This is a genomic window from Streptomyces sp. NPDC048659, assembly GCF_040650575.1.
GTDB lineage: Bacteria > Actinomycetota > Actinomycetes > Streptomycetales > Streptomycetaceae > Streptomyces.
Genome location: NZ_JBEZHM010000063.1, coordinates 1 through 24557, shown reverse-complemented (window position 1 = coordinate 24557; position 24557 = coordinate 1). Strand labels below are relative to the sequence as shown.

The 24557-nt window shown below is 74.4% G+C and carries 25 protein-coding genes and 1 pseudogene; 10 read left to right on the top strand and 16 right to left on the bottom strand.

Going from position 1 to position 24557, the window contains the following annotated elements; genetic code table 11:
• Positions 1-3: 3 nt before the first annotated feature.
• The 5 genes from AB0C99_RS33250 to AB0C99_RS33230 all read right to left on the bottom strand — a co-directional run bounded on the left by AB0C99_RS33250 (position 4) and on the right by AB0C99_RS33230 (position 5385).
• Entirely contained in the window at positions 4-855 is an 852-nt protein-coding gene (locus AB0C99_RS33250) for an SGNH/GDSL hydrolase family protein (protein ID WP_362483192.1), read from the bottom strand.
• Entirely contained in the window at positions 852-2021 is a 1170-nt protein-coding gene (locus tag AB0C99_RS33245) for a glycosyltransferase (protein ID WP_362483191.1), read from the bottom strand. Before AB0C99_RS33245 ends, AB0C99_RS33250 begins: the two co-directional genes overlap by 4 nt.
• A complete protein-coding gene (locus tag AB0C99_RS33240; RefSeq protein ID WP_362483189.1) occupies positions 2018-3151 on the bottom strand; it encodes a glycosyltransferase family 1 protein in 1134 nt (377 codons plus the stop codon). The genes AB0C99_RS33245 and AB0C99_RS33240 overlap by 4 nt, the downstream gene beginning before the upstream one ends.
• A gap of 175 nt (positions 3152-3326) precedes the next feature.
• Complete coding sequence (locus tag AB0C99_RS33235) at positions 3327-4745, bottom strand: HEAT repeat domain-containing protein (RefSeq protein WP_362483187.1); 1419 nt, start codon at positions 4743-4745, stop codon at positions 3327-3329.
• Positions 4746-4986: 241 nt separating this feature from the next.
• Positions 4987-5385 (bottom strand): ankyrin repeat domain-containing protein, encoded by a 399-nt coding sequence (locus AB0C99_RS33230; protein WP_362483185.1) that lies wholly within the window; start codon positions 5383-5385, stop codon positions 4987-4989.
• 294 nt (positions 5386-5679) lie between these two features.
• On the opposite strand from AB0C99_RS33230, the gene AB0C99_RS33225 reads away from it, so the two are divergent.
• The gene (locus AB0C99_RS33225; RefSeq protein WP_046907412.1) at positions 5680-5874 is read left to right on the top strand and encodes a hypothetical protein; all 195 of its coding nucleotides are present in this window, start codon (positions 5680-5682) and stop codon (positions 5872-5874) included.
• 37 nt (positions 5875-5911) lie between these two features.
• Positions 5912-7549 carry a hypothetical protein gene (locus AB0C99_RS33220; protein WP_362483183.1) on the top strand — a complete coding sequence of 546 codons (1638 nt, stop codon included), beginning with the start codon at positions 5912-5914 and terminating at the stop codon, positions 7547-7549.
• A gap of 129 nt (positions 7550-7678) precedes the next feature.
• On the opposite strand, the gene AB0C99_RS33215 is transcribed toward AB0C99_RS33220, so the two are convergent.
• A complete protein-coding gene (locus tag AB0C99_RS33215) occupies positions 7679-9181 on the bottom strand; it encodes a PLP-dependent aminotransferase family protein (RefSeq protein WP_362483182.1) in 1503 nt (500 codons plus the stop codon).
• Between the two features lie 115 nt (positions 9182-9296).
• On the opposite strand from AB0C99_RS33215, the gene AB0C99_RS33210 reads away from it, so the two are divergent.
• From AB0C99_RS33210 to AB0C99_RS33195, 4 genes are all read left to right on the top strand, one after another.
• Positions 9297-10007 (top strand): hypothetical protein, encoded by a 711-nt coding sequence (locus AB0C99_RS33210; RefSeq protein WP_362483180.1) that lies wholly within the window; start codon positions 9297-9299, stop codon positions 10005-10007.
• A gap of 16 nt (positions 10008-10023) precedes the next feature.
• Positions 10024-10788: a glycerophosphodiester phosphodiesterase family protein gene (locus tag AB0C99_RS33205; RefSeq protein ID WP_362483178.1), complete on the top strand. Its 765-nt coding sequence runs from the start codon at positions 10024-10026 to the stop codon at positions 10786-10788.
• Positions 10789-10861: 73 nt separating this feature from the next.
• Positions 10862-12232 carry an MFS transporter gene (locus AB0C99_RS33200; RefSeq protein WP_362483214.1) on the top strand — a complete coding sequence of 457 codons (1371 nt, stop codon included), beginning with the start codon at positions 10862-10864 and terminating at the stop codon, positions 12230-12232.
• A gap of 255 nt (positions 12233-12487) precedes the next feature.
• Positions 12488-12862, top strand: coding sequence for an RNA polymerase-binding protein RbpA (locus tag AB0C99_RS33195; protein WP_015032218.1), 375 nt, complete (start codon positions 12488-12490; stop codon positions 12860-12862).
• Positions 12863-13071: 209 nt separating this feature from the next.
• Here the strand turns inward: AB0C99_RS33195 and fxsA are convergent, their stop codons facing one another.
• From fxsA to AB0C99_RS33175, 4 genes are all read right to left on the bottom strand, one after another.
• Positions 13072-13665, bottom strand: coding sequence for an FxsA family membrane protein (gene fxsA, locus AB0C99_RS33190; protein WP_362483176.1), 594 nt, complete (start codon positions 13663-13665; stop codon positions 13072-13074).
• A 47-nt stretch (positions 13666-13712) separates the two neighbouring features.
• A complete protein-coding gene (locus tag AB0C99_RS33185; RefSeq protein WP_362483174.1) occupies positions 13713-14492 on the bottom strand; it encodes a polyprenol monophosphomannose synthase in 780 nt (259 codons plus the stop codon).
• Positions 14493-14894: 402 nt separating this feature from the next.
• A complete protein-coding gene (locus AB0C99_RS33180) occupies positions 14895-16505 on the bottom strand; it encodes an amidohydrolase (protein WP_362483173.1) in 1611 nt (536 codons plus the stop codon).
• A gap of 67 nt (positions 16506-16572) precedes the next feature.
• Positions 16573-17013 (bottom strand): Lrp/AsnC family transcriptional regulator, encoded by a 441-nt coding sequence (locus AB0C99_RS33175; RefSeq protein WP_362483171.1) that lies wholly within the window; start codon positions 17011-17013, stop codon positions 16573-16575.
• Between the two features lie 223 nt (positions 17014-17236).
• Here AB0C99_RS33175 and AB0C99_RS33170 point away from each other — a divergent pair, with 223 nt between their 5' ends.
• Complete coding sequence (locus AB0C99_RS33170; RefSeq protein ID WP_362483169.1) at positions 17237-17629, top strand: hypothetical protein; 393 nt, start codon at positions 17237-17239, stop codon at positions 17627-17629.
• A 3-nt stretch (positions 17630-17632) separates the two neighbouring features.
• Here AB0C99_RS33170 and AB0C99_RS33165 read toward each other — a convergent pair whose 3' ends face one another.
• Entirely contained in the window at positions 17633-18733 is a 1101-nt protein-coding gene (locus AB0C99_RS33165) for a phosphotransferase family protein (protein ID WP_362483167.1), read from the bottom strand.
• 14 nt (positions 18734-18747) lie between these two features.
• Positions 18748-19869 (bottom strand): hypothetical protein, encoded by a 1122-nt coding sequence (locus tag AB0C99_RS33160; RefSeq protein ID WP_362483165.1) that lies wholly within the window; start codon positions 19867-19869, stop codon positions 18748-18750.
• A gap of 252 nt (positions 19870-20121) precedes the next feature.
• On the opposite strand from AB0C99_RS33160, the gene AB0C99_RS33155 reads away from it, so the two are divergent.
• A complete protein-coding gene (locus AB0C99_RS33155; RefSeq protein WP_362483163.1) occupies positions 20122-20337 on the top strand; it encodes a hypothetical protein in 216 nt (71 codons plus the stop codon).
• Here AB0C99_RS33155 and AB0C99_RS33150 read toward each other — a convergent pair.
• Positions 20300-21502, bottom strand: coding sequence for an acyl-CoA dehydrogenase family protein (locus tag AB0C99_RS33150; protein ID WP_362483161.1), 1203 nt, complete (start codon positions 21500-21502; stop codon positions 20300-20302). The two genes, AB0C99_RS33155 and AB0C99_RS33150, sit on opposite strands and share 38 nt — an antisense overlap.
• Positions 21503-21801: 299 nt before the next feature.
• Here AB0C99_RS33150 and AB0C99_RS33145 point away from each other — a divergent pair, with 299 nt between their 5' ends.
• Positions 21802-22134, top strand: coding sequence for a hypothetical protein (locus tag AB0C99_RS33145; protein WP_362483159.1), 333 nt, complete (start codon positions 21802-21804; stop codon positions 22132-22134).
• Here AB0C99_RS33145 and AB0C99_RS33140 read toward each other — a convergent pair.
• From AB0C99_RS33140 to AB0C99_RS33130, 3 genes are all read right to left on the bottom strand, one after another.
• Positions 22112-22258, bottom strand: a complete 147-nt coding sequence (locus AB0C99_RS33140; protein ID WP_362483157.1) for an SCO1431 family membrane protein — start codon at positions 22256-22258, stop codon at positions 22112-22114. The two genes, AB0C99_RS33145 and AB0C99_RS33140, sit on opposite strands and share 23 nt — an antisense overlap.
• 91 nt (positions 22259-22349) lie before the next feature.
• On the bottom strand, positions 22350-22769 hold the full coding sequence (locus tag AB0C99_RS33135) for a hypothetical protein (protein WP_362483156.1): 420 nt from the start codon (positions 22767-22769) through the stop codon (positions 22350-22352).
• A gap of 379 nt (positions 22770-23148) precedes the next feature.
• Complete coding sequence (locus AB0C99_RS33130; RefSeq protein WP_362483154.1) at positions 23149-24483, bottom strand: peptidase C39 family protein; 1335 nt, start codon at positions 24481-24483, stop codon at positions 23149-23151.
• On the opposite strand from AB0C99_RS33130, the pseudogene AB0C99_RS33125 reads away from it, so the two are divergent.
• Positions 24464-24557 (top strand): annotated as a pseudogene (locus AB0C99_RS33125) (polysaccharide deacetylase family protein); the annotation flags it as partial. The gene AB0C99_RS33130 and the pseudogene AB0C99_RS33125 sit on opposite strands and share 20 nt — an antisense overlap.

The window sequence follows — 24557 nt, the reverse complement described above, 5'->3', positions numbered from 1 at the left end:
TCCTCATTGTGACGGGCCCGCGGCGGCGAGGGCGGTCGAGAGGGCGCGCTCCGCGCGGGCGTCCAGGCGGGCGCCGGTCCCGGTGGCCGTGTGGCGCAGTTCGGCGGCGGCGAGCAGGAGCAGCTGGGGCAGCAGGTCGTGGCAGCGGCGCAGCACCCAGGCGGTCCCGGCGGTGGCGAGCCAGAGGGCCGCGTCCGCGCGGCCGGGCGGCGGCTGCCGCGGCTCGGGGCTCGGGGGCGGTCCTTCGGCGAGCCCCCGGTCGCGCAGCAGCCGGTGGTAGGCGGCGGCGATGGCCCGGTGGCCGCGCTCCCCGGGGTGCAGCCGGTCGGCGCTCCACAGGGCGCGGTCGGCGGTCCAGGCGGGGGCGTCCAGGTGCAGGTGGACGCTGTCGTAGCGGGCGGAGAGGGCGTGGACGACGGCGTTCACGGAGCGCTGGCGGCGGGCCAGCGGGCGGGCGAGCGGGGCGGGCAGCCCGAGCATGAGCCCGGGGTCGGGCAGGCAGGCGGTGAGCAGGACGGCACCGGCGGCGGTGAGCTGCGCGCACACCCGGTCGAGGCGGGCGGCGAGCAGCCCGATGTCGAAGGTGTGGCGCAGCGTGTCGTTGACGCCGACGACGACGGAGGCGAGCCGCGGTTCCAGGGCGAGCGCCGCGGGGAGCTGCCGTTCGGCGACCTCGCGGCTCTGGGCGCCGCTCTCGGCGAGGTTGGTGAACGCGGTCTCCGCCGCGTCGGCCCGCAGCCCCTCGGCGAGCAGCGCCGCCCAGCCCCGCCAGCGCCCGTCGACCCGGTCGCCGACACCTTCGGTGAGCGAGTCCCCGAGCGCGACGAACCGCACCGGGGCCGCGCGCGTGCTCATCCCGGCGTCCCGAGGCGTACGGGGGCGTCGTGGGCGGCCAGGAAGGCGGCGGTGGCGCGGTCCCAGGAGAAGAGCTCCGCGCGGGCGCGGGCGGCGGCCCGCCGGGGCGCCTCGGGGAGGGCGAGGACGGCGCGGACCGCGCGGGCGAAGGCGGCGGGTTCGTCGGCGGCGCAGGCGCCCGCGTCGGCGACGACCTCGGGCAGGGCGGAGGAGGCGCTGCAGACGACGGGGGTGCCGCAGGCGAGGGCCTCCAGGGCGGACAGCCCGAAGGTCTCGGCGGGTCCGGGGGCGAGGCAGACGTCCGCCGCCGCCTGGAGGTCGGCGAGCGCCTCCCGGTCGGCGACGTGGCCGAGGAAGCGGACGGGCAGCCGCCGCTCCCGGGCCCGGCGCTCCAAGGCGGCCCGCAGCGGCCCGTCGCCGGCCACGACGAGCGCGGCGGCCACCCCGAGGGCGCGGAGCTCCGCGAGGGCGTCCAGGGCCGTGCCGGGGCGCTTCTCGACGGAGAGCCGGGAGCACAGGACGAGCAGCACCCGCGCGCCGTCCGCGTGGCGGGCCCGCAGGACGGTGCTGCGGCGGCCGGGCCGGCAGCGGTCGAGGTCGACGCCGAGCGGGGCGCGGACGACGTTGCGGGCCCCGATCCGTACGAACTCCCGCTCGGCCCACTCGGTGGTGCAGACGATCCGGGAGTAGGCCCAGGCGGTGCGGCGGTTGAGCCGGTCGGCCGCGCGCGCGGCGAGCGCCTCGGGGACGCCCCAGGCGCGCAGGACCCCGTCGGCGGTCTCGTGGGAGACCATCACGGACGGCACCCGCGCGCGGCGCGCCCACTCCCCCGTCCAGCGCAGGGTGGTCCGGTCGGAGACCTCCAGGCGGTCGGGGGCGAGTCCGTCGAGGAGGCGGCGCAGGCGGTGCCGGTCGGCGAGCACCCGGTAGCCGCCGGTGCCGGGGACCACGGGCCCCGGCAGGGTGACGACGCGGCCCTGGGCGGTGTGCCGGTCGCTCGCCGTCGCGCCGGGGACGACGAGCACGGGGTGGTGTCCGGCGGCGGCGTAGCCGCGCCCGAGGCGGTCGAGCGCGGTGCGCAGCCCGCCGGAGGTGGGGGTCACGAAGTTGGCGACCCGGACGATCCGCAGCGCCCGCCCGGGGTCCCCGGGCCGTGTCCCGGTCACGCCGCCACCGCCGCCCGCTCGTGCAGCACTTCGCGGTAGTGCCCGATCAGCTCGTCGCCGACGGACTCCCAGGTGCGCCGCTCGACGGCGGCGCGGGCGGCCCGGCCGTAGACCGCGCGCAGGGCGGGGGCGGCGGCGAGGGCGGCGACGGCCTCGCGGAGCGCGCCGGGGTCCTCGGGCGGGACGAGGTAGCCGGTGCCGCGGTGGTCGACGAGGTCCAGGGGACCGCCGGCGGCGGGGGCGACGACGGGGACGCCGGAGGCCATCGCCTCCTGGACGGTCTGGCAGAAGGTCTCGTAGGGCCCGGTGTGGGCGAAGACGTCGAGCGAGGCGAAGATCCGGGCCAGCTCGTCTCCGGTGCGGCGGCCGAGGAAGACGGCGCCGGGCAGCGCGGCCCGCAGCGCGGGGGCGCTGGGTCCGTCGCCGACGACGACGAGCCGGACGCCGGGCAGGCGGCAGACCCCGGCGAGCAGGTCGACGCGCTTCTCGGGCGCGAGCCGTCCGACGTAGCCGACGAGGGTCTCGCCGCCGGGCGCGAGGAGCCGCCGCAGGGCCGTGTCACGCAGCTCCGGCCGGAAGCGCGCGGTGTCGACCCCGCGCCGCCAGAGCCGGATCCGGCCGATGCCGTGCGCCTCCAGGTCCCGGACGGCGGCGGTGGAGGGGGCGAGGGTGCGGTCGGCGGCGCCGTGCACGGCGCGCAGCCGGCGCCAGGCGGCGGCCTCTCCGGCGCCCACGTACGTACGGGCGTAGCCGGCGAGGTCGGTCTGGTAGACGGCGACGGCGGGCAGGCCGAGGCGGGCGGCGGCCGTCATGCCGCGGACGCCGAGGACGAAGGGGCCGGCCAGGTGGACGATCTCGGCGCGGTGCGCGGCGAGGGCGGCGGCGACCCGGCGGCTGGGCAGGGCGACCCGTACCTGGGGGTAGCCGGGCAGCGGCAGGGAGGGCACCCGGACGACGGGGCAGGGCGCGTCGGCGTCCGGGCCGGCGGCGGCGAGGGCGCCTTGGGGGGCGGGGGCGACGACGAGCGGGGTGTGGCCGCGGCGGACCAGGTGGAGCGCGGTCTGCTGGGCGCAGTGCGCGACCCCGTTGACGTCGGGCGGGAAGGACTCGGTGACGATGACGACACGCATACGGGTGTTGTCGTCCCGCTCGGCGTGTCCCCGTCAAAGTGGATCTGGACGGGCGGGGAACGTCCCATGAGCGTTTGCCCCGGGCGGCGCCCGGAGCCGCGGGGTGGCCGGAGCCGCGGGGGTGCCCGGAGCCGCGGGGGTGGCCGGAAGACGGCCACCCCCGGGGTGCGGTGCCTCAGACCTGGAGGTCGAGATCCGGTCCTATCCGGTTGCGCACGGCCGTCTGGACCTCGGCCTCCTCGGCCGGGTCGGCGGCCAGGCGGCGCAGCCGGTCGGCGACGCGTACGTCCCCGGTCTCGGCGTGCAGCGCGGCCAGCTCGCGGGTGGTCTCCTCGCAGTCCCACAGGCACTCGACGGCGAAGCCGGTGGCGAAGGTGGGGTCGGTGGCGGCCAGCGCGCGGGCGGTGCGGCCGCGCAGCTGGGAGGAGGCCGTCTCGCGGTAGATGTGGCGCAGCACGGGGGCCGCGCAGCCGATGCCGAGGCGGCCGGCGCCGTCGACGAGGGGGTAGAGGGCCGCCGCGTCGGGGCCCTGGGCCCGGACGGTCTCGCGGAGGGCGCCGAGGACGAGGGGGGAGTCCTGGGTGCCGCCGCGGAAGGCGAGCGTTCCGGCGGCGGCCGCGCCGAGCGCGTCGGGCCGGTGGATCCAGCCGCGGGCCCGGTCGACGGCGGCTTCGCCGGTCATGCGCTGGAAGGCGGCGACGGCCGCTTCGGCGACGGTGGAGCCCTCGCCGGCGGCGAGCTCGACGAGGTCGAGGACGGCGGGGTCCTCCGCCGCTGCGAGGTGGTGCAGCGCGGCGCGGCGGGCGCCGTCGGGGCCTCGGCGGGCGGTGGCGAGGATCAGTTCGCGGTCCTCGGGTCCGGCGACGGCGGCCAGGCAGCGGGCGGCGGGCCCGGTGAGCTCGGCGCCGCGCTCCAGGCCCTCCTGGGCCCAGTCGAGGACGGCCTGGACGCTCCAGCCGGGCCGGGGCCCGGTGGGGCTGAGCTGGCGCTGCCAGCGGTCGAAGGAGCCCTGTTCGCCGGCGGCCCTGATCCGGGCGCCGACGGCGGCGCGCGGGTCGTCGGCCCACAGGCGCCAGGGCCGCGGCTCGTAGGCGTCGCGGACGGCGGCGGCCAGCGCGGCCTCGCCCTCGGCGTCGGCCGGGAAGCGGGCGAGCACGGCCCGCGCGAGGGAGCGCAGTCCGGCGTCGTCGTCGCGCAGCGCGAGCTCGTCCAGGGCCCAGGACCAGTTGGCCCCGGTGGCGGCGTAGCGGCGCAGCAGGAGCACCGCGTCGCGGCGTCCGTACGAGGCGAGGTGCCCGAGGACGGAGAGCGCGAGCCCGGTCCTGGACTCCTCCTCGTCGAGGCGGTCCTCGGGCGCGAAGAGGTGCGCCTCGATCTCCTCCAGACCTCCATGGAGGTCCAGGTAGAGACGGGCGTAGTAGAGGGAGCGGTTCTCGACCTGCCAGTCGTGGCGGGGGTCGTCGAGAACGCAGCCGTTGAGGGCCGCGAGGGCCTCGGCACGTGGCGCCGCGAGCGCGTGCAGGGTGCCGTCGCCGCGGCCCCTCTGCAACAGGCCGAGCAGAGTGCCGCTCGGCGCTATGACTGGATCGAACATGGAAGACGCCTCACATCAAGCTGTCGACACGACCGGGGGAATCCGGGATGAACCGGGTCAGGCTGATCGCCTAGGCCGTGCGGCAACATGTCGGGCCGCCCGTGGTTCCGCGCTTGTGATTGACCATCTTCCTCTGCCTCTCGTCGGTGGCCCCCTGTGGGCCCGTCGTCATGATGACCCACCCATTTCGCCACCGCGACCACATTTACGACGCTGCTCTCACCTGGGGTTCAGCCGGTGTTCACCGGGCTTCGAAGAGCTCCAGGAGTTCGGTCTTCCCGAACATCCGCGCGGTGTCCGCGGCGGACGGAGTCCCGGCTTCCGGATTCGCCCCGCCGGCCAGCAGGGCGCGGACGACGTCGTCGGCGCCCTTGAAGACGGCACCGGCGAGCGGGGTCTGGCCCCGGTCGTTGGCGCGGTCGGCGTCGGCGCCCCGCTCCAGGAGCGCGGTGACGGCCCCGGCGTGCCCGTGGTAGGCGGCGAGCATGACGAGCGTGTCGCCCCGGTCGTTGGTGAGGTCCGCGGGGACGCCCGCGTCGAGGTAGGCCGCGAGAGTCGCCGCGTCGCCGGTCCTGGCCAGGTCGAAGACCTTGCCCGCCAGCTCGACGACCTCGGGGTCCGGGGTCTGGCTCTCGCTCATGGTGGCGCCTCGCTCTCGTGCTTGACCTGCGCACGGCAAGTGAGGCCGTACGAGTGAATCGACAGGGTACTGCCCACCTGGGGACATGACCGTGCCTGTTCGAGGCAAAGATCACTCGCGACGTGTGCCCTTTTAGCGCGATCCGGACTTTTCGCCACCCGAAGAAGGGGCCCTTCTAGGCCGGTCAAGTGAAAACACCCGCAATTCACCCATATGCACCTTTAATCACATAGATACTTGCTGTGAACCTGGAAGGACTGATGGTGACTGTCCCCTCAACCAGGAGAACACCTCATGATCCTGTCCATTTCGGGCGTCGTCCTGCTCGGCATCATCTGCTTCCTGTTCTTCAAGAAGGACGGCATGAAAGCCTCGCACGCCCTCGTCAGCGCCCTCTTCGGGTTCTACCTCGCGGGCACCGCGATCGCCCCGAGCATCACCGCGGGCGGACAGAGCCTCGCCAGCCTTCTGGGCGGGATCAAGTTCTGACGCCCCTCCGCCCCTTCCACCACTCCAGGAGTACGACGTGGCCCGGCGACCACTCCCCCGCATTCTGAGCAGCGGCAGCGCCCAGATCGCTCGCAGCCGAGAGATCGCGCGCACGGCCGCCGACAGCGCCACCGATGTGCTCCATCCGCTGATCACGATCTCGCGTGGTCTGCGGAAGCTGGCCGCGACCGCGCGCGCCAAGTGGGCCGCGACCCCCAAGGAGCGGCGCGGTCCTACGCTGTTCCTGGTCGCGGCCTGCGTCCTGGTCCTGGCCTTCCTGCCGTACGGCCCGCTGCTCGCCCTCGTCGGGGTGATGGGCGCCGCCGCCTGGCAGGGCCGGGAGCGCCCGGTCGTCAAGACCGGGCCCGACGACGCCGAGGTGGCCCGGCTCAAGGGCCTCTACGAGGCCCTGGTGCCCTATCTCTCCCTCCCCGAGGACCCCGAGCCGCTCTTCGCGCACGGCGGGGACTGGAGCGCCGCCTTCGCGGACCACGCCTTCGACGAGGACGGCCGGCTGACCCGGCTGCGCATCTCGTACCCCCCGTACTTCACCGACGGCGAGCCCGCCGCCCGCGCCCGCGTCGAGCAGCTGCTGCACGCCAAGTCGGGCCGCGGCCGTGAATACCTCTTCTCCTGGGACGAGGAGGGCAACCGGCTCACCATGCGGGTCCTCGACGCCCTCCCCACCACGATCGCCGCCCAGCACTTCGTCACCGCGCCCGGCGAGACCGTGCTCGGCTTCACCGACGCCGACGCCGTGCCCCGGACCGTTCCCGTCCAGGGCCCCGACGGCACCGAGGACGCCCCCGCCGTCATCTGGCGCACCGGCCCCCGCTCCGCCGAGCCGCACCTGCTCGCCGTCGGCCAGCCCGGCAGCGGCACCACCTCCCTGCTCCGCTCGATCGCGCTCCAGGCCCTCCCGCACGGCGACGTCCTCGTCATCGAGGGCGGCGGCACCGGCGAGTTCGCCTGCCTGGTCGGCCGGGCCGGGGTGCTCGCCGTCGAGTGCGGCCTCTCCGGCGCGCTGGCCAGCCTGGAGTGGGCGGCGCACGAGACCGAGCGGCGCCTCATCGCGGCCAACCGCGCCCGCCAGGCGGGCCACCCGGCGCCCGAGGACACCCGGCGTCCGCTGTGGATCCTGCTCGACCGGCCGAGCGTGCTGGGCCACCTCGCCGCCGCCGACGGCCGCCCCGACCCGCAGGAGCTGCTCCAGGTGCCGCTGCGGCACGGGCGCGCGGCGCAGGTCACGGTGGTGGTGGCGGAGCAGTTCGACAGCCTGGACGCGCTCGGCGAGACCGTGCGGACCCACACCCGGGCCCGGGTCGTGCTCGGCCCGGCCGCCCCGGAGCAGATCGCCGCCGTCCTGGGCGCGCCGCCGCACACGACCCCCGTCCCCGAGGTGCCCCCGGGCCGCGGCTACGCCCGCCTCGGCGCCGCCCCGGTGCTGCGCCTCCAGGTCCCGGCCACACCCGACCCGTACGACGACGCGACCGGCGAGGCGCACCGCCAGGCGGTCCTGGGGCTGCTGCCCGAGCGGCAGACGGCCACCATGGCCACGATCGAGGCCGCCCCCGGCTCGGCCCCGGACCCGGACGGGGAGGCCGACACGGCGCCGACCCTCCGCAAGGGCACCGGCACCGCCGCGATGCCGTCCCCGGTGCCCGCCGAGGGCTGAGCCCCGTACGGACGCGAGAGGGCGGGCGCGGGAGACGGACGCGAGAGACGGACGCGAGAGGGCGGGCGCACCTTCACCGGTGCGCCCGCCCTCTTCTCGTGCCGCCGGGGCCCAAACCCCCCGTACGGGTCAGGCCACGAAGGACCTCGGGGCCTCGGCGCCCGAGCCCGCCGCGCCCGACTCCACCAGCCGCGCGGCGGCGGCCAGGCGGGCGGCGGCCTCGTCGGCGACCGGGCCGCCGACGGTGAACGGCAGCCGGACGTACCCCTCGAAGGCGCCGTCCACCCCGAAGCGCGGCCCCGACGGCACCCGGACGCCGACCCGCTCGCCGACCTCGGCGAGGCGCGAGCCGGACAGCCCGCCGGTGCGCACCCAGAGCGTCAGGCCGCCGCGCGGCACCTCGAACTCCCAGTCCGGCAGCTCCCGGCGCACAGCCGTCACCAGCGCGTCGCGGTTCTCCCGGGCCTGGACCCTGCGCAGGCCGACGGCCTCCTCCCAGCCGCCGGTGCGCATCAGCCAGTTGACGCCGAGCTGTTCCAGGACCGGGGTGCCGAGGTCGGCGTAGGCGCGGGCGGCGACCAGGGAGCGGATGACGTCGGGCGCGGCCCGCACCCAGCCGATCCGCATCCCGGCCCAGAACGCCTTGCTCGCCGACCCGACGGTCAGCACGGTGGCGCCCGCCGGGTCGAAGGCGCAGACCCGCCTCGGCATGGTCACGTCCTCGTCCAGGAAGAGCTCCGTCATCGTCTCGTCCACCACCAGCACCGTCCCGGCCGAGCGGGCGGCCTCGACGAGCTGCCGCCGCTGGTCCTCGTCGGCCAGGGCGCCGGTGGGGTTGTGGAAGTCGGCGACGACGTACGCGAGCCGGGGCGCGGCGTCCCGCAGCACCTGGCGCCAGCGGCCCAGGTCCCAGCCCGCGAGGCCCTCGGCCATGGCGACGGGCACCAGCCGCGCGCCGGCCTCCCGCATCAGCTGGAGGATGTTGGCGTACGAGGGCGACTCGACGGCGATCCGCTCGCCGCGCCCGGCGAAGAGGTGGCAGATGGCGTCGATGGCGCCCATGGCGCCGGTCGTCACCATGATCTGCTCCGGCATGGTCGGGATGCCCCGCTCGGTGTACCGGTCGGCCAGCATCTGCCGCAGCGCGGGCAGCCCGGCCGGGTAGTCGCCGTGGGTGTGCGCGTAGGGCGGCAGCTCCTCCAGGGCTCCCTGGATGCCCCGGGTGAGCCAGGGTTCGGGCGCGGGCAGCGCCGCGCAGCCCAGGTCGATCATGGAGCCGAGCGACTCCGGGGGCAGCGGTTCGAGCCCCCGCGCGGGCAGCGGATTGCCCGCCGGGACCGCCGTCCAGCTCCCGGCCCCGCGCCGGGACTCCAGGAAGCCCTCGGTGCGCAGCGCCTCGTAGGCGGCGGCGACGGTGGTGCGGCTGACGGTGAGGGCGAGGGCCAGTTCGCGCTCGGCGGGCAGCCGGGCGGCCACCGGGACGCGGCCCTCCAGGACGAGCAGCCGGATGCCGTCGGCGAGGGCGCGGTAGGCGGGCGGCTTGCGGGCGCCGGGCACGGCGGGCCGGGCCTGCTGGGCCTGTAGCTGCCGGGCGAGCTGGGCAGGCCCCACCGCCGAGGTCCACTGAGCCATGGAAATCAGTCCACCTTCCGCGAATTGGCCATGGTTGGCGCGTTCTCCCCCGCCACAGAGTGTCATGAGCCAGTCCACCACGACCACCCAGGTCATCTCTCAGGGGGCAAGTCCTGTGTCCATCGCCTCCGGCCTCCGCGGCCGGCATCTGACCCGCCGCCTCGTCCAGCTGTACGTCGGGCTCGCGCTGTACGGGATCAGCTCGGCGCTGCTCGTGCGCGCGGGGCTCGGCCTGGAGCCCTGGGGCGTGCTCCACCAAGGGCTCGCCGAGAAGACGGGGCTGACGATCGGGGTGGTGTCGATCGGCGTCGGGGCCGTCGTGCTGCTGCTGTGGATCCCGATCCGGCAGCGGCCCGGCCTCGGGACCGTCTCCAACGTCTTCGTCGTCGGCCTGGCCATGGACGCCACCCTCGCCCTCGTCCCCGACCTGGACGGCCTCGCCGCCGGGATCGCCCTGATGGTCCTCGGCATCGTGCTCAACGGCGCCGCCACCGGGCTCTACATCGCCGCCCGGCTCGGCCCCGGCCCGCGCGACGGCCTGATGACGGGCCTGCACCGGCTGACCGGGCGGTCGATCCGGCTGGTCCGCACCGCGATCGAGATCGCGGTCGTCGCCACCGGCTTCGTCCTGGGCGGCTCGGTCGGCGTGGGCACGGTCCTCTACGCCCTGTGCATAGGCCCGCTGGCCCAGTTCTTCCTGCGCCGGTTCGCGATCCCGGAGGCGGACGCCGCCTCCGGCGCGCCGGAGGCCGGTTCCGACACCCCGGACGCCGCCCCCGGTGTGCCGGACGTCGCACCCTCCCCCGTCCCCACCCCGGCGCCCTGACCGCCATACTGCGGCGGTGACTCGCGTACGCCACCCCTACCTCGACCACCCGGCTCCCCTCCCCTTCGCCCACCGCGGCGGCACGGCGGACGGCCTGGAGAACACCGCGGAGGCGTTCCGGCGCGCGACCGCGGCCGGATACCGCTACTTCGAGACCGATGTGCACACCACGGCGGACGGCGTCCTGGTCGCCTTCCACGACGCGACCCTGGACCGGGTGACGGACGCCGGGGGCCGGATCGGGGACCTGCCCTGGGCGGCCGTCAAGGAGGCCCGGGTCGCGGGCAAGGAGCCGCTGCCGCTCTTCGAGGAGCTCCTGGAGGAGTTCCCCGAGGCGCGCTGGAACGTGGACCTCAAGGCCGAGTCCGCCCTCGGGCCGCTGCTGGACCTGATCGCCAGGACCGGCGCCTGGGACCGGATCTGCGTGGGCTCCTTCACCGAGGCGCGGGTCGCGCGGGCGCAGCGGCTGGCCGGGCCGCGGCTGGCCACCTCGTACGGCGTGAAGGGCGTGCTGGGGCTGCGGCTGCGCTCGCTGGGCCTCCCGGCGGCGCTGCGCGCGGGTGTGGTCGCGGCCCAGGTGCCGGAGCGGCAGGCGGGGCTCCCGGTGGTGGACCGGCGCTTCGTGCGGGAGGCGCACGCGCGGGGCGTCCAGGTGCACGTGTGGACCGTGAACGAGCCGGAGCGGATGCACGCCCTCCTGGACCTTGGCGTGGATGGCATCATGACCGATCATCTGGAGACGCTGCGCGGTGTCCTGACCGACCGCGGACTGTGGGTCTGAGCGCGCGTACCACCACGGGGAACACGGGGACGAACGAGGGGGCGCGGCCGTGACCGACGTCGACAACACCGGCCTGCCGGAGAGCACGGGGAGCCCTGCGAGCCCCGAGGGCCCGGTGAGCCCGGCCGAGCGCAGGCGCGAGCAGCGCGGCTGGTACTTCTACGACTTCGCCTGCTCGGTCTACTCGACGAGCGTGCTGACGGTGTTCCTGGGGCCGTACCTGACCTCGGTCGCCAAGGCGGCGGCGGACCCGGAGGGGTTCGTGCACCCGCTGGGCATACCCGTGCGGGCCGGCTCCCTCTTCGCGTACGCGGTGTCCGCGTCCATCGTGGTCGCGGTGCTGGCGATGCCCCTGGTGGGCGCGGCGGCCGACCGCACGGGGCGGAAGAAGCCGCTCCTCGCGGCCTCGGCGTACGTGGGGGCGACGGCCACGACGGGGATGTTCTTCCTGTCGGGCGACCGCTATCTGCTGGGCGCGTTCCTGCTGATCGTGGCGAACGCCTCGCTTTCGGTGTCGATGGTGCTCTACAACGCCTATCTGCCGCAGATCGCCGAGCCGGACGAGCGGGACACGGTCTCCTCGCGGGGCTGGGCCTTCGGCTACACCTCGGGCGCCCTGGTGCTGGTCCTCAACCTGGTCGTGTACTCGGGCCACGAGTCCTTCGGGCTGACGGAGGGGACCGCGGTGCGGATCTGCCTCGCCTCGGCGGGGCTCTGGTGGGGCGCCTTCACCCTGGTGCCGCTGCGGCGGCTGCGCGACCGGCACGCGGATCCGGCCGCCCGCGCGGGCGAGGGTTCCGTCGGCAGTGGCTGGAAGCAGTTGCGCGCCACCCTGAAGGACATGCGCCGGCATCCGCTGACGCTTTCCTTCCTGCTCGCGTACCTGATCTACAACGACGGCGTGCAGACGGTGATCTCGCAGGCGTCGGTGTACGGCTCCGAGGAGCTGGGCCTGGACCAGACGACGCTCATCACGGCGGTGCTCCTGGTGCAGGTGCTGGCGGTGGCGGGAGCGCTCGGCATGGGCCGTCTGGCGCGTTCCTACGGGGCCAAGCGGACGATCCTGGGCTCGCTGGCGGTGTGGACGGCGATCCTGGCGGCGGGGTACTTCCTGCCCGCCGACGCGCCCGTCTTCTTCTACTGCCTGGCGGCGGCGATCGGCCTGGTCCTGGGCGGCAGCCAGGCGCTCTCGCGCTCGTTGTTCTCGCATCTGGTGCCGCGCGGCAAGGAGGCGGAGTACTTCTCGGCGTACGAGATGAGCGACCGCGGGCTGAGCTGGCTGGGGCCGTTGGTGTTCGGTCTCGCGTATCAGCTGACCGGGAGCTACCGGGATGCCATCATCTCTCTGGTGATCTTCTTCGCGGTCGGGTTCGTGCTCCTCGCGAGGGTCCCGGTGCGGGCTGCCGTGGCCGCCGCGGGGAACCCCGTACCGGACCGGATTTAGACGCGGAAATGAAAGACCGGTAGTGTACGCCTTTGGCCTGCCAGGCGGACCGTTACTGCGTGCTGACTTGGTGAAGACGTTGGGTGACATCTCCTGCCAGATGTGACAAAACGGGCACTGGTGGGTAAAACAAGGGGCGGCACGACGGGCGACGCATGACCCGTAACGGGAATCTTTACCGCCGACCGGACGTTGACCGGATGACGACGACAGCGACACCTGTCCTGTGGGCGACAAGCCCGGGAGGCACGATTCATGAGTGAGCGAGCTCTTCGCGGCACGCGCCTCGTGGTGACCAGCTACGAGACCGACCGCGGCATCGATCTGGCCCCGCGCCAGGCGGTGGAGTACGCATGCGAGAAGGGGCATCGTTTCGAGATGCCCTTCTCGGTGGAGGCGGAGATTCCGCCCGAGTGGGAGTGCAAGGTCTGCGGGATCCAGGCACTCCTGGTGGACGGGGACGGCCCCGAGGAGAAGAAGGGCAAGCCAGCGCGAACGCACTGGGACATGCTCATGGAGCGGCGCACCCGCGAGGAGCTGGAGGAGGTGCTGGCCGAGCGGCTGGCGGTCCTCAGGTCCGGAGCCATGAACATCGCCGTGCATCCGCGCGACAGCCGCAAGTCCGCCTGACGGACGACCGCACGGCCTGAGATACGCCGAGGGGCCCGGTACACACTTCGTGTACCGGGCCCCTCGGCGTTCCCGCGTACGTTCCGGCGCTCGGCTCCCCCGTGCGCGGGAACGACGGAGCCCCCGGGGATTCCCCGGGGGCTCCGTCGTCATGTCACGTCATCTCACGTCACACGCCATGTGTCGCGCCAGGTGTCGCGCCACTGCGCTCAGGGCATCAGCGGCGGGCGGGGTGCCTGGGGCTCGCGCGGCCCCTGGGGCGCGTCCTCGCGGATGACCTCGCCCTGGACGACCTTTCCGTCCGGGCGGTGGATGCGGGCCTGCTGGAAGACGTCCTGGAGGCTTCCCTGCGGGGCGGCGCTCATCCGGCGCTCCGCGACCTTCTCCGCGTACCGCCCGAGCGCGCCGCGCACCGGCGGGATCAGCAGCAGCAGTCCGGCCGCGTCCGAGAGCAGGCCGGGGATCATCAGGAGCAGGCCGCCCAGCATCAGGAAGCCGTTGCGGTCCTCCGCGCCGACCCGGTCGGCCTCGGTGGGCGTGGCGCCCGTCCGGGCCGCTTCCTGGGCCTTCTGGAAGGTCCCGGTGAGGTTGGCGAAGGCCCGGCGGCCCGCCCGCTTGATCACGGTGGCGCCGAGCACGGCGCCGCCGACGATCAGCAGGAGGACGGTGAGGCCGCCGGCCGCGTTCGCGACCACCGTCAGCAGCCAGATCTCCAGGACCAGCCAGGCGGCGACGGCCAGGGGAAGGTACGTACGCGCGCGGGAGCGCTTGGGGGCGATTGAGGGCGTTGCGCCGGTCGTCATGCCCTCCAGTGTGCCTGGCGGCCCGCCGGAACGTCGTAAAGGGAAGATCAGCTCGCGGGGCCGCGGCCGAGCAGCTTGCCGACCTTCTGCGCGCGGGCGGTCAGGCCCCAGCCGGTGACCCGCCACAGCGCCTCGACGACGATGTTCCGGCTCATCTTGGAGTCGCCGACCTCGCGCTCGACGAAGGTGATGGGGACTTCCACGACGTGGAAGCCGGCGGCGACCGCGCGGCGGGCCAGGTCGACCTGGAAGCAGTAGCCGGCGGAGGCCACGTCGTCCAGGCCGAGGCCCTCCAGGGTCTCCTTGCGGAAGGCCCGGTAGCCGCCGGTGACGTCGCGGATCGGCACGTCGAGCATGACGCGGGAGTAGAGGCTGCCGCCGCGCGAGATGAACTCGCGGGACTTGGGCCAGTTCACGATCCGGCCGCCGGGCACCCAGCGGGAGCCGAGCACCAGGTCCGCGCCCTTGAGCGCGGTGAGCAGCCGGGGCAGCTCCTCGGGCTGGTGGGAGCCGTCGGCGTCCATCTCGACCAGGACCTCGTAGCCCTGCTCGATGCCCCAGCGGAAGCCCGCCAGGTAGGCGGCGCCGAGCCCTTCCTTGCCCTTGCGGTGCAGGACGTGGACGTGGTCGTCCTCGGCCGCGAGCTCGTCGGCGAGCTTGCCCGTGCCGTCGGGGCTGTTGTCGTCGGCGACCAGGACGTGCGCTTCGGGGACCGCCTCCCGCACCCGCGCGACGATCGGCTTGATGTTCTCCGCCTCGTCGTAGGTCGGAATGATCACCAAGACCTTGCCGAGCGGGCCGTAACGCCTCTGGCCACCGTCGTTCACTACTGCCCCTTCGGATACAAGCGAGAGGCACCACCATAGCGAGCCCCGCATCCGGGGTGCGGGATCGGGGCCCGGCGTCCTTCGGGCCGACCCGGGACCCGCTGGCTGCGGATCGACCGAGGCCGTTGTCTACTGAACGCCGGAGCCCTGCCCGGGTCGCACCCTCCGCCGGAAAAACCTTCCCTCGCCCCCGAGGCGCGGGCGGCGTTCGGTGCCAGCGTGGAGGTGTGAAACCGGTCGGACGTCCGTGGTGGACGTGCCGAACCTACCGGCCCCCGCCCGTCGCCTGTCAACACCCGTTTGACCTGCGGTGATGCCGCCTCCGCCCGGCCGGGTCCCGAAGATCCGCAGGTCGCGGGGGAACCCGGCCGATATCGAGCGGCGGCTCGAAATGTCCCTACGTCACTCGTTCGGTCGTACGAACACCGTCTGTCCGAACACCACGGTCCGCAGGCAGACGGGGAGATCGCGCCCGGGGGACAGATCGGGCAGACCGGGCGTCCCGGAGCGCGGGTCGGTCGACCAGCGGGCCACCCGGTCGTCGGGCGCCTGCACCACCAGCTCGCCGGTGCGCCAGATCGCGTAGTCGGCGGGGGCGCCCGGCACCAGGGTGCCCGCGTCGTCCCGGCCGACCGCGCGCCAGCCGCCCCGGGTGTGCGCCGCGAAGGCGGCCCGGACCGAGATCCGGTGCTCGGGCGTGCGGTGGAAGGCGGCGGCGCGGACGGTCCCCCACGGGTCCAGCGGGGTGACCGGGCTGTCCGAGCCGAAGGCCAGCGGCACGCCCGCGCGCAGCAGCGCCGCGTACGGGTTGAGGGTGCGGGCCCGTGCCACGCCGAGGCGGTCGGCGTACATGCCCTCGTCCCCGCCCCAGTACGCGTCGAACGCGGGCTGCACGGAGGCGGTGAGGCCCAGCTCCGCGAAGGCGGCGATCGACTCGGGGGTGAGCATCTCGGCGTGCTCGACGCGGTGCCGGGCCGAGCGGATCCGGGCCAGGCCCAGCTTCTCGGCGGCGGCCCGGACGCCGTCCACCACGGCGTCCACGGCGGCGTCGCCGATCGCGTGGAAGCCGGCCTGGAGCCCGGCCTCGGTGCAGGCCACCACGTGGGCGGCGACGGCCGCCGCGTCCAGATGGGCGACGCCGGCGCCGGCCCGGTCGGCGTAGGAGTCGTGGAGGCAGGCGGTGTGCGAGCCGAGGGAGCCGTCGGCGAAGAGGTCGCCGGCCGCGCCCAGCGCGCCGAGGGCGCGGGCCCGCTCGATGTCGAGGTCGGCCCAGTAGCCGACGATCCGGGGGCCGGGCTCGCTGCGGGCGAGGTCCATCAGGCCCGTGAAGTCGTCCTCGGAGGAGATCTCGGGCCCGCCGCACTCGTGCAGGGTGCCGATGCCCAGCGAGGCGGCGTGCAGGCGGGCCGCGCGCTGCGCCTCGGTGCGCTGCCGCGGGGAGAGCGCGGCGTAGGCGGCGGCGCGGACGGCGTGGTGGGCGTCGCCGGTGAGCGGCTGCCCGTCGTGGAAGCCGGTCAGCTCGCGGACGCCGGGCACCAGGTCGAGCAGGGCGGTGGTGACGACGGCCGAGTGGACGTCGATCCGGGTGAGGTAGAGCGGGCGCCCGCCGGTCAGCCCGTCGAGCTCCGCGCGGGTCAGCGGGCGGCGCTCCGGCCAGCGCGCCGCGTCCCAGCCGTGCCCGATGAGGATGCGGTCGGCCGGGCGGGCGGCGGCGTGGGCGCGGATCCGGTCCGCCGCGTCGGCCAGCGAGACCGCGTCCGACAGGTCGAGGCCGGTGAGGGCCAGGCCGGTGGCCGTGGTGTGCACGTGCGCGTCGACGAACGCCGGGGTGACCAGCGCTCCTTCGAGGTCCACCACCTCGTCCACACCGGAGGCGAAGGCGTCGGCCGCGCCCTCCGAGCCCACCCAGGCGACATGCCCGCGCTCCACCACCATGGCGGTGGCGAAGGGGTCGGCGGGGCTGTGGACTTCTCCACCGCGCAACAGCACGGTGCGGTGATCGTACGCACTCATACGACCAGGCTAGGCCGTCCCGGACACGGTTCTTACCAGCGGGTTCGGCGGGCGCGACGGCCCCGGCTCAGATGCGCGGCGGCCGGGACTCGTACGGGGTGGAGAGGACGACCGTGGTCCGGCTGGAGACGTGGGCCTGCGAGCGGATCCGGCCGAGCAGGTGCTCCAGCTCCAGCGGGGTCGCCACCCGCACCTTGAGGATGTAGTTCTCCTCGCCCGCGACGCTGTGGCACGCCTCGATCTCGGGGATGTCGGCGAGCCGGTCGGGGGTGTCGTCGGGGGCGCTGGGGTCGAAGGGTTTCACCGAGATGAAGGCGGTGAGCGGCAGGCCGACGGCCTCCGGGTCCACGACGGCGGCATAGCCGCGGATGACACCGCGCTGCTCCAGGCGGCGGACGCGCTGATGCACGGCCGAGGTGGACAGGCCGGTGGCCTTGCCCAGGTCGGTGTAGCTCATGCGCCCGTCCTTGACGAGCAACTCGACGATCTGACGATCCAGCTCCTCCATGCGGTGACCCTATGGCCCCGAAGGAGCCGGAGCACAGTCGGGCGCCGCCCTTATGCGTGACTTTGGGCGGCTGCGGGGCACCTGCGACGGGCATGTGACGAACGCCACAGGTTTTGGCGGGCCTCGGGCGTGACCTCACGGTTATGCGGCGGGCCGTATGGGAATTGCTTGCTGTGGTCGAGGCCACTCAGATCCGGCCGACCCGTCCGAGGGGGAGATCTCCATGCAGGAGCCTGTTGATTCCGTCGCCATGCCCGACGCCATGTCCGACGGCACGCCCGACGAGCTCGACACGTACGACACCTTTGAGATGTACCGGGTGATCTGCCCGGACTGCGCGCAGCCCATCGCGCTGCTCGCCGACGAGGACGTACTGCCGGAGCACGCGCTGTGCCCGAGCCCGTGGAACCCCTTCGTGCTCACCGTCTGCTCCGGCACCGGCCTGCCGGCCGCCGACACGCGCCCGGCGGACGAGACGCTGGAGGTGCAGGAGCAGGACACCGCCCTCCTCCTGACGCTCCCCCAGGGCCTCGACTGGCGGATGCAGCCCTTCTCGCACGTCGGCGGTCCGGGCTCGCGTCCGATCAAGCCGGCGCAGCTGCGCCGCGCCGCCTGAGCCTCACCAGTAGCGTCCGCGCACCATCGCCGCCAGGGTGGCGTGGTGCAGGATCAGGCCGTCCACGGCGGCGGCCTCGCTCGGCACCTCCACCTCGCCGAAGTGGGCCTGCCGGTACGCGATCCGCAGCATCACGATCGCGTGCCGCAGCGCCGCGTACAGGGTGTGGAACTCCATGTCGCGCGGGGTGTGCCCGGTGAGCTCCGCGTAGCGCCGCTCGATGTCCTCGCGGCGCAGGAAGCCGGGCAGCCCCGGCTGGCCGAAGCTCACCGTGAGGTCCTGGAAGAAGCGGTGCAGATAGACCGTCCAGCCGAGGTCCACCTCGCGCGGGGCGCAGGCCGCCATCTCCCAGTCGAGGACGGCGGCGGGCCGGAAGCCCTCGTAGACGATGTTGCCGATGCGGGCGTCGCCCCAGTTGAGCACGGCCGGGCCCTCGTCGGCGGGCCAGTGCGCCTCCAGCCAGTCGAAGGCCGACTCGATGAGCGGCGAGGGCGCGAGGCCGTCCACCACCCACGTGTAGTAGGCCCGTTGGGCGTCGACGTGGCGGCGCAGCGGGCTGCCGGGGCCGTCCGGCAGCAGGAACTCGGCCTCCTTCGCGGGGAACTGCTCGTGCAGCCGGGCCACGATCGCGACCGACTCGGCCTCCAGGAGCTCCCGTTCGGCATCGTCGGCGGCGTGCAGCCAGTTCCCCTCGTACGTGTAGGGCATGACGTCCGGCGGGACCCGGCCCTCCGCGCGGGCCATCACGAAGAAGGGCGCGCCCAGCGGCCCGGGGTCCTCCTCCAGCCAGAGCACCCTCGGCACGGGCACGTCGGTGTGCTCGGCGACCAGGCTCATCACCCGGTGCTGGCGGGCCATGTCGTAGACGGGGAAGACGGTGTACGCGGCGGGGTCGGCGGCGAGCCGGAGGGCGCACCGGCGGACCGGGGCGTCGGGGTGGTCGAGGTCGAACAGCAGGGTCTCGCTGGACATGCCGTTGGAGCCGGGCACGGCCAGGTCGTGGACGCGGGCGCCGGGGAGCCGCGCGTCCAGCCAGACGGCCAGCCGTCGGCCGAGCTCCTCGGGGTCCCGGGTGGTGGTGCGGGGGCGGGGCGCGGTGGCCATGGGACTCCTCGGGCTCAGGGGGCGGTGGAGGTGTGGTCGGCGAAGCCGCTGGGGTCGTGGCGGCCGAAGGAGCCGTGCTCGAAGATGCCGTAGCCGGTGCGCCCGTCGAGGGTGAAGCGGGCGGCGTGGTCGGTGACTCCGTACGCGGCCATGGGGTGGGCGGCCGGGTCGGAGAGGTCGTAGACGCGCCGGTCGGTCCAGTTGCGGCCCTGCCAGCTGCCGTGCTGCCAGTCGGTGGCGGGCGGGTAGCCGGCGCCGACGGCGAGCGGCGAGGAGGCGAGGATCTCGACGCCGATCTCCAGCGGCTTGCCGGCCGGGTCGGTGACGTGGACGACGGCCCGCGCGGGATCGCGGGTGCCGGGGCGGTAGGTGATGTCGGTGCGGGGCCAGCCGAGTTGGGTGTCGCGGCGGCCGTTCCGTACGAGCAGGGCCTCGTTCAGGGTGCGGTAGCCGTCGGCGTCCTCCTGGGCGATGACCATCAGGAAGCGGTCCTCGAAGCGCATGGGTATCCAGAGCCAGTGGAAGCCCTCGGTGCGGAACTCCTCGGCGCGGCCGGGCTCTTCGCCGGGCAGCGGGCGCACGCCCCAGCTCCGGTCGCGGGTGCCGGTCCACTCCCCCTCGGTCACCTCGTACGCCTCGCCGCCCGCGCGGATGGTGCCGGTGACGTGGCCCGCCTGGACGAAGCGGCGGCCCTCCAGGGTGAGCCGGTCGCCGCGGCGCTGGGTGTGGTGGGGCTCCCAGACGGCGGGGAAGTCCCCGGTCCAGGTGAGGTCGAAGGAGAGGCCCTCGGGGTCGGCGGGGTCGGCCGCGCAGTGCAGGGTGAGGCGGCGCAGCGGCTCGTCGACGGTGATCCGCAGCGGGCCGACGGAGAGGTCCATCCGGTCCTCGCCGAGGGCGTCGGAGGCGCGGACGGCGTGCAGCCGGTCGCCGGTGCGCAGGGTCGCGTACGCGTCGACGACCCCGGTGTTGGGGTAGACGCCGAGGCCGGCGATGAGCAGGGCGCGGCCCTGGTGGTCGAAGACGTGGAAGATGCACCGGTCATAGGCGTTCCGGTCGCCGCTGACGTGGTGCTTCATCGAGAGCGGTGCCTGGTGCACGGGGTACTCGTCGAGGGCGACGGGCCGGTCGTCTGACACGTGTTACCTCCAGGGCGGCGATGGAGAACTGACGGTACGTCAGAAAGCGGGCCGGGGACCAGAGCCGTGCAGGGGCGACGGCGCGGGGGCGGCACGGGGGGCGACGGCTCGAACTCCCGCTCGGAGGAAGGTGCCGGTGACCGGCGGTACGGCGGGGCCGTTGGTCCGGGCATGACCACGCTGTATACGGCACCCAGCGGATACGGCCGGCACCGCCAGTCCGAGCCCCGCGCTGAAGAATCGGTTCCTCAGATGCTCCCCGCGCTTCCGTCGCCGGCGCCGCCGCCCGCGCCGGAGCCCGCCGACCCGCCCATCTACCGAGCGATGCTCGACCTCTGGGCGAGCGAGGGCAGGACCCTGCCCGGCCACCGCGACCAGGAGTGGACCCGGCTGGCCGCGGGCCCGGTCTGGGCGGGCCGCACGGTCCGGGTCAGCGGGACTCTGGTCCGGCGAGATGACGCGCGATGACCATGCGCTGGACCTGGTTGGTGCCCTCCACGATCTGGAGCGCCTTCGCCTCGCGCATCAGCCGCTCGACGGGGAAGTCGGCCGTGTAGCCGTAGCCGCCGAGGACCTGGACGGCGTCCGTCGTGACCCGCATCGCCGCGTCGGAGCAGAACAGCTTGGCCATCGCCGCCCGCTGCGCGAACGGCCGGCCCTCGTCGCGCAGCCGGGCCGCCTCCAGGTACAGGGCGCGGCCCGCCTCGGTCTGGGTCGCCATGTCCGCGAGCAGGAAGCGGAGCCCCTGGAAGTCGGCGACCGGCCGCCCGAACTGGCGCCGCTCGCGCGCGTACGCCACGGCGGCGTCCAGCGCGGCCTGGGCCACGCCCACCGCGCAGGCGGCGATGCCGAGCCGGCCGGAGTCGAGCGCGGCCAGCGCGATCGCGAAGCCCTGGCCCTCCGCGCCGATCCGGCGGGTGTCGGGGACCCGGACGCCGTCGAGGTGGACCTGGGCGGTGGGCGAGCCCTTCATCCCCATCTTCCGCTCGGGCGGGGCGGCGCTCAGGCCGGGCGCGTCGCCCGGTACGAGGAACGCGGTGATGCCCTTGGGGCCGGGGCCGCCGGTGCGGGCGAGGACGGTGTAGAAGTCGGCGATCCCACCGTGCGTGATCCACGCCTTGGTGCCGTCGAGCACCCAGTCGTCCCCGTCCCGGACGGCGCGGGTGCGCAGGGAGGCGGCGTCGGAGCCGGCGGCGGGTTCGGAGAGGCAGTAGGCGCCGAGGAGGCCGCCGCCGAGCATCGCGGGCAGGGCGGCGGCCCGCTGGTCGTCGGTGCCGAAGGCGGCGAGGGCGTGGCAGGCCAGGCTGTGCACGCTGACGCCGAGCGCCACGGTGAGCCGGGCGGCGGCGAGCTCCTCCAGGACCTGGAGGTAGACGGTGTAGGGCTGGTCCCCGCCGCCGTACGCGGAGTCGTACGGGAGGCCGAGCAGGCCCGAGGCGGAGAGCAGCGAGAACAGCTCGCGCGGGAAGCGCCCGGCGGCCTCTTCGTCGGCGGCGCGGGGCGCGATCTCCCGCGCGGCGATCTCCCGGACCAGGGCGAGGAGCTCGCGGGCCTCGTCGGTGGGCAGCCGGCGTTCCACGGGCTGCGGATGCGGCTGCGGCTGCGGCTGCGGCTGCGGGGCGTGGTCGGGCATGGCGGTCACACTCCTCCCTCGTCGTCGCGACGCGGTCGTGCGTCCGTCACTGCCGATGCTGCCCCTGGAGGGGCGGGGGCGCGCGGGGAGCGGGCGTGGGGCGTCGCGGTGGAGTGATACCCGGGGGCGGGGGCGGAGGCACGCGGTCGGGGACCGGCGGGGGCTGCGTGGGACCGTCGCAGGCCGCCGGGAACCCTCGCGGACCGTCGCAGACCCTCACGGACCGTCGCGGACATTGACTCCCGTACGGTCCGTGCCTACGCTCCCGAGCTCACCCGCGTACGGGAGGGAGGGCGGCCATGCGAGGCACCGCGGCGCCGCTCCGGCTGGTGCTGCCGCTGGTGGTCTGCGGCGGCGGTCTGGTGCTCGTCCAGCTGGGCCCGCCGGCCGCTCTGGCGGCGCTGGGCCTGACCGGGCTCACGGGCGCGGGCACGGGCCTCGCCCTGCTGGCGGCGGGCGCCCTGCTGTGGCTGCGGCCCCCGACCCCGGCCCGGGCGACCCGGCACACCGTCGCGCTGGCGGCGCTGTCGGTGGCGGCGACGTGGCTGGGCGGCTACCCGGCGGGGGTGGCGCTGGGGGCGCTTGCGGTGGCGATCGGCCTGGGCCGCTTCACATCAGCCCGGCCTGAGTGACGAACACGGCGAGCACGACCACGAGGGTCCACCCGAGCAGGTGCTCCAGGATCTTGGGGCCGTCTTCTTTGGGGCCGCCGGTGCGGGTGCGGAGGCGGGCGGCGGGGTGGGGGGTGGCGCTCATGGGGCCCACGATGCCAGCAGGGGCGGCTCGGGGGTAGAGACGCTCGTCACTACCCGCCGGGCCACCTGACCCACCTGATCCCGACCGGCGCCTACGGGGAAATCTCAGATACCGGGCCTTCAAGATCGAAGATCGGCGTCCCTCGCCCGCCACCCTCACCTGAGATCGAAAGCAGCCACTCGCCGTAGTGGAAGTCACTGAAGATCTCCAGGATTCGCCCCTCCCGGGTCACCGCATACAGGTCCTTCTTGACGGCAACGCCTTGGATGCCGACATCGACCACTTCATCGCCCACGAGATCTTCCAGGCCATGAAAGGGAGATCCTTCTCTCGCCAGATTCGGCGACATGAGGATCCGACCGCCTTCGGTCACCCGCCAGTTGGTATTGACACGCAGCAGCCAACGGTCGCCCAGGAGGCACATACCCGATGTATCCGCCTCCACCGAGGTGACACCGAGTGGGAGGAAGCGCCGGATCTCTTCCAGCACCGACAACGCCGACTCCGTCACGGCGTCAACTCCACATGGGTGCGATCACGGACGTACTGCTTCGGATTGACTCCACGCGGCGGCTGAACGGGCTTTCCGGTGAAGGGGCTCACGGGCGCTCCCGAGTTGTTCGTGAAGGATGCCCGCAGATTGGCGTTCCCGTTGGCGGAGGGCTGCATGACGCGCACCTTACTGCCGTCCGGCAGCTCGTACCCCACACCTGCCGAACGCGTCGGAAACGTGCTGAATCACGGGTCAACGACGACCCCCGCCCCCCTTGCTACCGAACGGTAGATCGCGACCCGGCCCGTTCGTACGGGCTTTCTGGACAACAGCGGCCCAGGGGATCACGATCCGGCAACGGGGGGGCGGGGGTTGGGAGCGGGGACGGGGCCCGGGATCAGACCAGCCCGAGCCCCCGCAGCGCGCGGCGCTGGTCCGAGGAAGTGCGGTCGGGCCAGAAGACGTAGCAGACGCCGCCCGTGCCGCCCCTGACCTTGCCGTCGGCGTCGTAGCGCTTGGTGCGGAGCCAGATGTCCTCCCATTCGCGGCGCTTGTAGACGCGGCGGACGGCCGTGTTGTCCGGGGAGGCCGGGTCGTTGGCGATGACGTCGCCCGTCGCCGTGAAGCCGATCACCGTCATCAGGTGGCCCGAGGTGCCGTAACCGGCGCCGGTCAGTTCCTCCTTGCGGAAGGACTGGGACGTGATGACCGGGATGCCCGCGTGGACCAGCGTCTCCAGTTCGGTGAGCGAGCGCAGCCGGGTCACCACCGCGTTCAGGTCGCGGTAGCTCGCGGCGTAGGCGGCGTTGAAGGGCCAGTTGCCGCAGCCCTCGTACTGGTAGTCGTACGTGGAGCGGGCGGCGTGGCAGACCTGGGGGTCGGCGAAGGCCGGGTTCACCCAGGCCAGTTCCTCGGGGGTGGGCTTGCGGCCCCAGTACTCGACGATCATCTGCGAGGAGGTCGGGCTGCACCACGCCTCGCCCCCGTTGTCGTACTCCGGGTACTGGCCCACGTGGATGTTCTGCGAGTAGCGCGGCACGGTCAGCTCGTGGCCCCGGCCCGGCGCGGAGGCGGGGACGGTGAAGCGGTCCGGGATGTCCGAGGCCATCGCGCCGAGACGGCGGACCGTCGGGGTGAGCGTGGTGCCGGGGGTCCGGTACAGGGTGAGCCGCAGGCGGTACGAGGCCAGCCGGAGGCCGCTCGCCGGGTCGTCGACCGCGAAGGTGTCGGTCCACACGGACGCCTTGCCGTCGGTCTGGCCGTCGACGGAGGTGCGCCGGATCTCGCCGTCGCCCGAGGCCCAGCGGCCCATCACGAACCACGGGGTCTCCGCGCCGTCCCCGTAGGTGCCGCGCAGCTCGACCTGGAGCCAGGTGCCGGCCGGGGTGTCGGCGTTCCAGGAGGCGATGACCTCCGTCGCGGGCACGCCGGAGGTGTGCGCCGGCGAGGTCCAGCTCCCGTACTCCCAGCTGCTCGTCCGCCCGGTGTGCGGGTCCGCGTAGTCGGTGCGGCCCGCCGGGGTGCCGATCACCAGCGCGGGGCGCTGCCCGGACACCGCCCGGGTGCCGGCGGAGGTGCCGCAGCGCCAGTCGGTGTACGTGCTCCAGAAGCGGTTGTCGACGAGCCCGGGCGCCGGGGGCCGGGCCGCCGAGCCGGTCGTGGTCTCCGGGGCGCAGCCGTCCGCGCACCCGGCGGGACCCGCCGCGGGCTCGGCCCACCGCGACGGGATCATCCTGCTCCACGACATCTACGACGGCACCGTCCCCGCCGTGCCCGGGATCATCGAGGAGCTCAAGCGCCAGGGCT

Coding starts and splice junctions, on each gene's coding strand:
- AB0C99_RS33170 (WP_362483169.1), top strand. CDS start 17,237: ATGCAGGAGCCTGTTGATTCCGTCGCCATGCCCGACGCCATGTCCGAC.
- AB0C99_RS33165 (WP_362483167.1), bottom strand. CDS start 18,733: ATGGCCACCGCGCCCCGCCCCCGCACCACCACCCGGGACCCCGAGGAG.
- AB0C99_RS33250 (WP_362483192.1), bottom strand. CDS start 855: ATGAGCACGCGCGCGGCCCCGGTGCGGTTCGTCGCGCTCGGGGACTCG.
- AB0C99_RS33150 (WP_362483161.1), bottom strand. CDS start 21,502: ATGCCCGACCACGCCCCGCAGCCGCAGCCGCAGCCGCAGCCGCATCCG.
- AB0C99_RS33195 (WP_015032218.1), top strand. CDS start 12,488: ATGAGTGAGCGAGCTCTTCGCGGCACGCGCCTCGTGGTGACCAGCTAC.
- AB0C99_RS33240 (WP_362483189.1), bottom strand. CDS start 3,151: ATGCGTGTCGTCATCGTCACCGAGTCCTTCCCGCCCGACGTCAACGGG.
- AB0C99_RS33230 (WP_362483185.1), bottom strand. CDS start 5,385: ATGAGCGAGAGCCAGACCCCGGACCCCGAGGTCGTCGAGCTGGCGGGC.
- AB0C99_RS33130 (WP_362483154.1), bottom strand. CDS start 24,483: ATGATCCCGTCGCGGTGGGCCGAGCCCGCGGCGGGTCCCGCCGGGTGC.
- AB0C99_RS33145 (WP_362483159.1), top strand. CDS start 21,802: ATGCGAGGCACCGCGGCGCCGCTCCGGCTGGTGCTGCCGCTGGTGGTC.
- AB0C99_RS33140 (WP_362483157.1), bottom strand. CDS start 22,258: ATGAGCGCCACCCCCCACCCCGCCGCCCGCCTCCGCACCCGCACCGGC.
- AB0C99_RS33155 (WP_362483163.1), top strand. CDS start 20,122: ATGCTCCCCGCGCTTCCGTCGCCGGCGCCGCCGCCCGCGCCGGAGCCC.
- fxsA (WP_362483176.1), bottom strand. CDS start 13,665: ATGACGACCGGCGCAACGCCCTCAATCGCCCCCAAGCGCTCCCGCGCG.
- AB0C99_RS33225 (WP_046907412.1), top strand. CDS start 5,680: ATGATCCTGTCCATTTCGGGCGTCGTCCTGCTCGGCATCATCTGCTTC.
- AB0C99_RS33235 (WP_362483187.1), bottom strand. CDS start 4,745: ATGTTCGATCCAGTCATAGCGCCGAGCGGCACTCTGCTCGGCCTGTTG.
- AB0C99_RS33215 (WP_362483182.1), bottom strand. CDS start 9,181: ATGGCTCAGTGGACCTCGGCGGTGGGGCCTGCCCAGCTCGCCCGGCAG.
- AB0C99_RS33175 (WP_362483171.1), bottom strand. CDS start 17,013: ATGGAGGAGCTGGATCGTCAGATCGTCGAGTTGCTCGTCAAGGACGGG.
- AB0C99_RS33180 (WP_362483173.1), bottom strand. CDS start 16,505: ATGAGTGCGTACGATCACCGCACCGTGCTGTTGCGCGGTGGAGAAGTC.